At 31.9% G+C, this 8013-nt stretch carries 7 protein-coding genes; 1 reads left to right on the top strand and 6 read right to left on the bottom strand.

Going from position 1 to position 8013, the window contains the following annotated elements; genetic code table 11:
• The 3 genes from AB8B52_RS14860 to AB8B52_RS14850 all read right to left on the bottom strand — a co-directional run.
• Positions 1–1061 (bottom strand): MFS transporter (locus AB8B52_RS14860; RefSeq protein ID WP_406029481.1); only part of this gene is annotated, 1061 nt, incomplete at its 3' end.
• Positions 1061–1426 carry a glutaredoxin family protein gene (locus AB8B52_RS14855; protein WP_406029480.1) on the bottom strand — a complete coding sequence of 122 codons (366 nt, stop codon included), beginning with the start codon at positions 1424–1426 and terminating at the stop codon, positions 1061–1063. The genes AB8B52_RS14855 and AB8B52_RS14860, both read right to left, overlap by 1 nt.
• A gap of 120 nt (positions 1427–1546) precedes the next feature.
• Positions 1547–4192: a TonB-dependent receptor domain-containing protein gene (locus AB8B52_RS14850; RefSeq protein ID WP_406029479.1), complete on the bottom strand. Its 2646-nt coding sequence runs from the start codon at positions 4190–4192 to the stop codon at positions 1547–1549.
• Positions 4193–4357: 165 nt separating this feature from the next.
• Here AB8B52_RS14850 and AB8B52_RS14845 point away from each other — a divergent pair, with 165 nt between their 5' ends.
• Positions 4358–5377, top strand: a complete 1020-nt coding sequence (locus AB8B52_RS14845; RefSeq protein ID WP_406029478.1) for a LacI family DNA-binding transcriptional regulator — start codon at positions 4358–4360, stop codon at positions 5375–5377.
• A 1110-nt stretch (positions 5378–6487) separates the two neighbouring features.
• On the opposite strand, the gene AB8B52_RS14840 is transcribed toward AB8B52_RS14845, so the two are convergent.
• The 3 genes from AB8B52_RS14840 to AB8B52_RS14830 all read right to left on the bottom strand — a co-directional run bounded on the left by AB8B52_RS14840 (position 6488) and on the right by AB8B52_RS14830 (position 7884).
• Entirely contained in the window at positions 6488–6745 is a 258-nt protein-coding gene (locus AB8B52_RS14840; protein WP_406029477.1) for a cold-shock protein, read from the bottom strand.
• A 155-nt stretch (positions 6746–6900) separates the two neighbouring features.
• Positions 6901–7623, bottom strand: coding sequence for a DUF6090 family protein (locus tag AB8B52_RS14835; RefSeq protein ID WP_406029476.1), 723 nt, complete (start codon positions 7621–7623; stop codon positions 6901–6903).
• Positions 7624–7692: 69 nt separating this feature from the next.
• Positions 7693–7884, bottom strand: a complete 192-nt coding sequence (locus tag AB8B52_RS14830) for a cold-shock protein (RefSeq protein ID WP_406029475.1) — start codon at positions 7882–7884, stop codon at positions 7693–7695.
• Between the last annotated feature and the right edge of the window lie 129 nt (positions 7885–8013).

The following is an 8013-nucleotide window of genomic DNA, read 5'->3' as shown; positions in this document are numbered from 1 at the left end:
CCCATCATGCTTGCCCAACCAATTCCAAAACCAGTAATAGCAAAGAATAATAGGTTTTTATTTTCAATATGAGGAAATACTAAAAAACCAGCTGCCGCAATAATTAAACAAAAGGCATGTACTTTCTTTGCACTATATTTTTTAGCAAAACCAACAAGTGCAAATGCTACTAAAAACGTAACAACATTGTACCAACCATTTACTAAACCTGTCCAACCCACAGCTTCACTATAGGCTTCTGTATTTTCAGGAGTTGCTTTCCAAACGGATAGTGCAACACTTTTAGATGAGTTTTGCCAATAACAAAATAATGCATACCATTGAAATAAATAGACTAATGCCAATTGCCACATCACTTTGGGCATATCTTTAATGGCTGAAAAGATTTCGATTAAGGGTTCAAAGACAGGTTTCTTTTCTCTTAGCTTAGCGAGTTCTTCTTCCGTTGGCGGAATTTCTTTAGTTTTCTTAATACTCCATAAAATAGTAGCAATAGAGCAGAAGGCACCTAAGAAAAAGGATGCATATACCCAAGTAGGCAATGACCCTGTTGTGCCAATAAAAATTAAAGGAAATATAAATAAAGATAAGTTAGCCAAAACTTGACCTAAACCCGTAAAAAAACTTTGCATTTGAAAGCCTAAAGGTTGCTGCTCATCATCTAATTTATCTGCAATCAATGCTCTATAAGGCTCCATAGCTGTATTGTTACCAGCATCTAAAATCCATAATAAACCTGCAGCCATCCATAGCGAACTACTAAAAGGAAACGCTAATAAAGTTAAACTACATAAAATAGCACCAATTAAGAAATACGGCTTACGTCTTCCAAATTTGGGACTCCATGTTTTATCACTTAATGCTCCTATAATAGGTTGTACTAACAAGCCTGTTACAGGACCAGCAAGATGTAAAATTGGAATTTGATCTGGACTAGCGCCTAAAAAATCATAGATTGGAGTTACCGCACTTTGTTGTAAACCAAAGCTATATTGAATGCCAAAGAATCCAACATTCATATTCAGAATTTGCCAAAAACTTAACTTAGGTTTATTTAACATTACTCGCTTATTTTACTTAAAAATATATCAAAAGTACTATAATCATTAGTGATTATTTCACCATCCTTATCTACTACAGGAATTTGAAAATTTGATGTACTTATATTTGCTTTTCTTAATTTAACATACATCTCTTCTATCTTTTTAGAATCTAAGTCTAAATCATGAAAAACAAAAGGAATATTTTTTTTGGTTAAATATGTTTTAGTGTCTATACAATAATGGCAAGTGCCGCTACCATATATAATAATCTCTTTTACCTCTTGTGTTGTATCTAAAGCATGTGAAGTTGATTCTGATACATTACCAAAACTAACTTTAGCTAAGGCAAAAATAAATGCTATTAAAAAAATAAAAATTCTCATTGATTTATATATAAGATTTAGAAAAAAAAGAGCCAATGATAAATAATTAACACCGACTCTTTTCACCAATCAATCAAACTTAAAAAGTTAAAATTTAACTTTCACTCAAATTCTGTTTAATTAAAATTTGTATTGAAGAGATAATGAGCTAGAACGACCGGTAATTGATCTTGCTCTAACATATCTATCCTCCCCATTAATTGAAGGTCCGTCAATACCATTTACTTCTGTAATTCCAACTGTATCAAACATATTGTTTATGTTTAAAGAAACGGATAACCCTTCAGTTAAGCCAACTGAACCTAAAAAGTTAAAGTATGCAAATCCTGGTTGTACTAAATCGTTAGAGTCAAAAGCAAATGATTTAGATGTTCCTAAAATTGCTAAACCAAATGAATGTTGCTTACTTTTTCCAAAAACATATCTCGGAGAAATATTGTAAACAAAATCAGCTTGTCTCTGAGGTGTATTACCTTTGTTTACTCCAGTACCACTAGATCTATCTTCTACAATTTCAGCATTTGTGTAGGTTATTGAACCTACGACACTAAAATCACTCATATTATAAGATCCTTCTAACTCTAAACCAGTAGCTGTAAATTCATTACCTACAGTTAAGTTTAAAGCAGATCCAGCATCCTCGTCTGTATTACTATTAAATGCTGTAAGATATAATGATCCATTTTCGAAACGTTTCTTAAAACCTACTTCGATTTGTCTTACTTCATCATAGTTTGTTGACGACTGACCAAATTGGTCATAACCATTTCTGTCAGCAGCTCTACCAGACGCACCTTTGCTATATCTAGCAAAAACAGCGGCACCATCATTAATCTTATAGTTAAGACCAAAAGAGTAAGATGTAAAACTATACTCTTGATTAATGTTTTGACCATCATTACCAGATACTATTGGCACTACCTGCTCAATACCTTCTATTGTTCCGTTACCATTATAATCAAAATTACCTTGACTTGTTGGACCACCCGCTATGACTCCATTAACTTTAACATTCTCAAAGCGCACACTTCCATCAAAATTAATTTTTTCAGTAATATCTATATCTGCACCTAAATATGGTGAATTTACACTATGTACCGTATTGTATTTACGTTGACAGCAGTTACCCCAAACTGGAGTTCCGTATGCGTATTGACCGTTTCTAGAAAAGCCGTCAAAATCAACCATTCTTGCATTCCCACCACCTTTTACTTCAGAAAGAAAAGAACCCCATTGCCAAGATGTCTTTGTGTTTTGTATTGCAGTAAACATACCAGCTGTTAAGTTAATATTATCATTCACTTTTTTAGAGATTTTTGCATCACCAAAGAAGTTACTCATGTCGTCTATGCTAACATCAAATACATGTATAATTTGAGCTAATCCATTTGAAGGGTTAAATGCTTCTCTATTACCATCTGAATAAACTAACGCACCGGTTGCTCCAGATGCTCCAGCTGCAGTTGCAGCAACATCTGCAAATGCACCAACGTTTGCCGTAAATGGAGCTAACCATTCTCCACTATTATTAGAATATCTTCCTTTACCTACAAAAGACCAATCATTTCCTAAATCAAAAGAAAATTCAGCACCAATAGATGTTGATCTGGGATTGTTACCGTTTCTTAAGTCACCGACGTGTGGTTGACCATCAAAAGCAGATGTACCAGCATTCTGTTGTAAATTAACTGAATGTTGTGAATCTGTAGTAATATCAAATCCTGGTAAATTAGCGTATGTCGGGTCTGCATCTGAACCTTCTAGCAACATTGGCATTGGCATATACATTGCAGCTCTATCATTCAATAGTTTAGCATATACACGCACATAACCGGTTTCAAATCTTTTAGTAATATTTGCTTTAAACTGTCCACCTTTATTCCCTTGGTAACCAATTTCTCTTGGACCTTCACCAGTTCTTAAAAACCCACCAATATGGTAAGATAAACCATTTCCTAATGGAGTTCCATATTCGAAATCTAATCTCGAAGATTGAAAATCTAAACCATAAGTAGTTGCGACAGAACCACCTTCTACAGCGCCAGTTTTACTAATAACGTTAATGATACCTGCAGGAGCATTTGATGCTAATGTAGAAGCAGAACCACCTCTTATTGCTTCGATTCTTGCAGTATTTGCATCAATACGTAAAAAGTTATCGGGATTACCAAAAGAAGTATCACCAAATAACATTATAGGTAAACCATCTTCTTGTAATTGTAAATATCTAGTACCACCAGAAGATACAGGTACACCGCGCACATTATAGTTACCATTACCATCACCACCAGAGGTTTCTGCACGTACACCTGGAATGTTTCTAAATATCTCACCTGAAGATCTAGGTGCAGATTGTGCTATCTGATTAACACCAATTGATGAAACAGAAACACTAGATTCTATTCTAGATTTAGGATTTAAAACACCAGTAACTACAACTTGATCTAAAGATTCAGAATCTTCTACCATTGTAATATCAACAGTAATATCACTACCATCAATCGCAACTGATTTTTTAAATGTTGTAAAACCTAAATATGAACCTAATAGAGTATAAGTTCCATTTTCAATATTTGTAATCACATAAGCTCCGTCCATATCAGAGACAGCACCCTTAGTGGTCCCTTCTAAAATAACGTTTACACCAGGTAGCAACATTCCATCAGTATCTTTTATAATACCCGAAATACTACTTTGTGCAAAAACTATAGCTGTCAGCATAATAAACAGCGTTAGTAAATACATTTTTTTTGTAATTGTTTTCATTTTGTTAGTTGTTTAATTAGTAATATTTAATTGAATATGTATCGAATTTACATTCTAAGTCTAAAAAAAATGAAAAATTGATAACGAAAACGTTTTCGATTTACCGAAAACGTTTTCGATTTCCTATTTTAGTCTTTTGAAATGTTAAGTTAATATAATTGCAATATGAATCCAGTCACCTTAAAACAAATTGCCGAAACCCTAAAAATTTCAATTTCAACAGTTTCTAAAGCTCTTAAAGATTATCCAGATGTTAGTAAAAAAACAAAACGCTTGGTTAAAGAAACAGCAGCACTTCTAAATTATAAGCCTAACGCATTTGCTGTAAATCTTAGAACTAAAGAGTCTAAAACAATAGGTCTTATAATTCCTGAGGTAGTGCATCACTTTTTTTCTAGTGTTATTAAAGGCATTATTGCTCAAGCTGAAAAAAAAGGATATTTGGTTATTATATTACAGTCTAATGAATCTTACGAGCTAGAAAAAAAACAGTTAGATCTTTTATTAAGCAAAAGAGTTGATGGTATTTTAATATCGTTAGCCAATGGAACAGGGGATTTTAAACACCTTAATGATTTAATATCTCAAGAAGTACCTTTTGTAATGTTTGATAAAATCGCTAAAATAGTAAATTGTTCAAAGGTTATAATTAATGATAGAAAGGCGGCTTATACAGCAACAAAATATTTAATTGATTCTGGTTGTAAACGTATTGCTCACTTTAGAGGTCCATTATTACCGCAAAATTCAATTGATCGTTTTTTAGGTTATAAAACAGCCCTTGATGATAATGGTATTACTTACGATTCCTCTTTAGTCTATGTATTAAAGGATATGAGTTTTGATGAAGGTGTGCATTTTTCTAAAAAACTACTTAAAGACCATGACGATGTAGATGGCATATTTATAAATACAGATCTTGTGGCCATTGGTGCCATATCTGAGTTTAACAAATGTGGTGTAAAAGTTCCTGAAGATATATCTATTGTAGGATTTAGTAATTGGTTTATGTCTTCCGTCATATCACCATCCTTAACTACAATTAATCAACCTGGTTACTTAATGGGTAAAACAGCTTTTAAACAATTATATAAAGAAATTAGAAGACTAAAGAATAATATAGCGGTTACACCTAAAATTATTGAACTTGAGACCGAGTTAGTCGTAAGAGATTCTACTAGATAATTCTAAAAACAGAGTGGAAGGGAAGGAGTAGATTTTTAATCGTAACTATTGAATTATTTTTCCATCATTATGTTTTTAGAAAACATTCAGGATAAACTAAAAACTTAGTTATAAAGTAACATGAGTTTTATTCAGATGATGTGTTGGCTTAATGACCTCATATCATTTTGGCTAAAACAATAGGTGAATGAAGCGTAAGATTTTAAGGAGCTAGTAATACACATTCTTAAGAATTCTAACTTTAAATGGGATTTCAAAGCAGTCTTAAGGCGTTCAGAAGTTTCTTAAAATGTAGCGTAATGAGCCGTAATTGTTTCCAAAATTATATGCAGTCTTGATTTCTTTCTTTCTTTCTTTCTTTCTTTTTTTATCAAGAAAAAAAGATATAATTAAAACTTGGTGAGTTCTAAAGTTTCAAATTCTATTTTACATACTATTTTGGAAATTGATTGAGTATCAATTTATAAAATACAATTACTAGTTCTATTTTACATAATATAAAAGCAGACTGTTAGAACTCTTCAAATAGGACATAAGAATATAATAAGTGCTAAGAATTTTATTTTACTCACGTATTTAATTATTTGCTAAAACTTTAATTGAGTTCGTGAATCTCGTAAAAACTCGATTTCTCAAAATTTTAGCTCTTATGGAATGCCACGAGAATCGCGTAGAAAAAAATATGTAGTACAAATATCCATGTACGGCAAAATTTTAATGATATCTAAAAGCTAGCTTTTATTGTGCGGCTGGCAAGCGGCTGGTAATTGCATATAAAATAAATTACAATAGTAATTTGATTTTATCAACGCAATATGCGTTTGACAGCGGACATTTGACATAACGGCAAATTATAGGACATGTGCTTTTTTAACGCTGCGAAGCAAACCGTTTCTAGTTTAATGCCCAAGTACTGCACACTAAAACCAATAATACTAAAGCTTCTGGGATATTTTACATAATATCATTATAGCTGACTAATGGTATGTTCTAAGCAAATAACCAACAATAGTATTTGTCCTATAATTTATATTATGTAAAATAGTATTATTTGCACATCAACTCTTACACTAGACAGTAGAATCACAAAAATTAAATTGAAAACTGAAATTACCTCCCTCTTGTAATCTTACTTACATTAACAGCAACAGGTCCTTTATCACTTTTACCAACCGTAAATGTTACATGGTTGCCTTGCTTTATTTTAGTCTTAAGATCAGACTTATGTACAAAGATTTCTTCGTCAGAATCTTTAAATGTTATGAAACCAAATCCTTTTCCATAGTTGAAAAATTTAACGGTTCCTTCTTGTTCTTCAGTTGATGTACTTGGACTTGATGAAAATAATTTTTTAAGTAGTTTTAACACGGTATTTATTTTTATTCGTAATATATGGCTCGTAACCTATTAATGGATACATATCTAGGCCATCATTATTGACAAATCTAACTTTTTTGTTTCAATTATTATAGTGTTTACTTACAAAAAAAGTGAAACTCACCTTAAAATTCAAAGTATAATACCTAAATAACGGCCTTTAATTCTTCTAATCGCAAACGTAACAGCGCTTCAAAATCTTCTAAAATACTATCATAACCATTTGCATATAAGAAACGCATATGTACCACACGATTTCTATAATCATCAGACCCAAAATATTTATATTCATCTACCGTAAAATTACTGTTAGTTGTTACCAGTTTTTCATACCAAGAGAAATTTGTTTTAATATGATTAAGGTTTTTAATTAATTCATCCTTAATAATATCTTCCATGGGTCTTACTGTGCGAGACATCAATTTATAATCTTGTTCTATTTCAGCTAATTTATTAGTAATTGCTGTGTTATGTACTGTAGCGCGTTCTAAAGTAGCCGATATTATAGGATTAACAGGTAAAAACTGAATATCAAGCGTCACTAAAAATGGGGCTTGAAAAATCACCTCTAAACGTTCCGATTTTGTTTTATCCTTTTTTAGGTAGAGATTATAAATCTTTAAATCGTCTTTAATACTAGCTCTTAAGTCATTCACCACAACCAAATCAGCCTCTATTTTTTGCCTTACTTGTGCTGCAATCTTAGAGATGTTCTGTGCTGTCTTTTTAGATTCGTTATGGTTGTTAATTGCTACTGCAACTAAAATCCCTATAACGACAAGGATAATTTCACCTATAGCATACACCAAATAATTTTTTAGGCGCTTCCCTTCTATCATTTTAAAACGTAAACCATTAAATAATTTCATGCTTTGAAAATACAAAAAAAAGCCCATCAAATTAATGATGAGCTTTTATAACTGAGGTTAAGCGATATGTTAGATAACTTTTACGTTTACTGCGTTTAATCCTTTTTTTCCTTCCGTAAAATCGAATTCAACGGTATCACCTTCGCGAATTTCGTCTACCAATCCTGAAATGTGAACAAAATGTTCTTGGTTTGAACCTTCTTCTGTAATAAATCCGAAGCCTTTTGCATCGTTGAAGAATTTTACTGTTCCTGTACTCATTGTATTATATTTAATTTATTAATAATACGTTATAGTATTCAACAAGTGTGCCAGAAATAAAACCTTGCTAATTAACCGATTTTAAAGTTGTTTGAATCCTATAGTCGATAAAATTGGTCGCTACAGCAC

Origin of the sequence: Winogradskyella sp. (assembly GCF_045105575.1) — a bacterium.
Classification (GTDB): domain Bacteria; phylum Bacteroidota; class Bacteroidia; order Flavobacteriales; family Flavobacteriaceae; genus Winogradskyella.
This window is presented reverse-complemented; position numbering and strand designations above follow the sequence as displayed.

What these genes read in the sequence shown, in the direction of transcription:
- AB8B52_RS14855 (WP_406029480.1), bottom strand. Translation starts at nt 1,426, where the DNA reads ATGAGAATTTTTATTTTTTTAATAGCATTTATTTTTGCCTTAGCTAAA.
- AB8B52_RS14850 (WP_406029479.1), bottom strand. Translation starts at nt 4,192, where the DNA reads ATGAAAACAATTACAAAAAAAATGTATTTACTAACGCTGTTTATTATG.
- AB8B52_RS14845 (WP_406029478.1), top strand. Translation starts at nt 4,358, where the DNA reads ATGAATCCAGTCACCTTAAAACAAATTGCCGAAACCCTAAAAATTTCA.
- AB8B52_RS14835 (WP_406029476.1), bottom strand. Translation starts at nt 7,623, where the DNA reads ATGAAATTATTTAATGGTTTACGTTTTAAAATGATAGAAGGGAAGCGC.
- AB8B52_RS14830 (WP_406029475.1), bottom strand. Translation starts at nt 7,884, where the DNA reads ATGAGTACAGGAACAGTAAAATTCTTCAACGATGCAAAAGGCTTCGGA.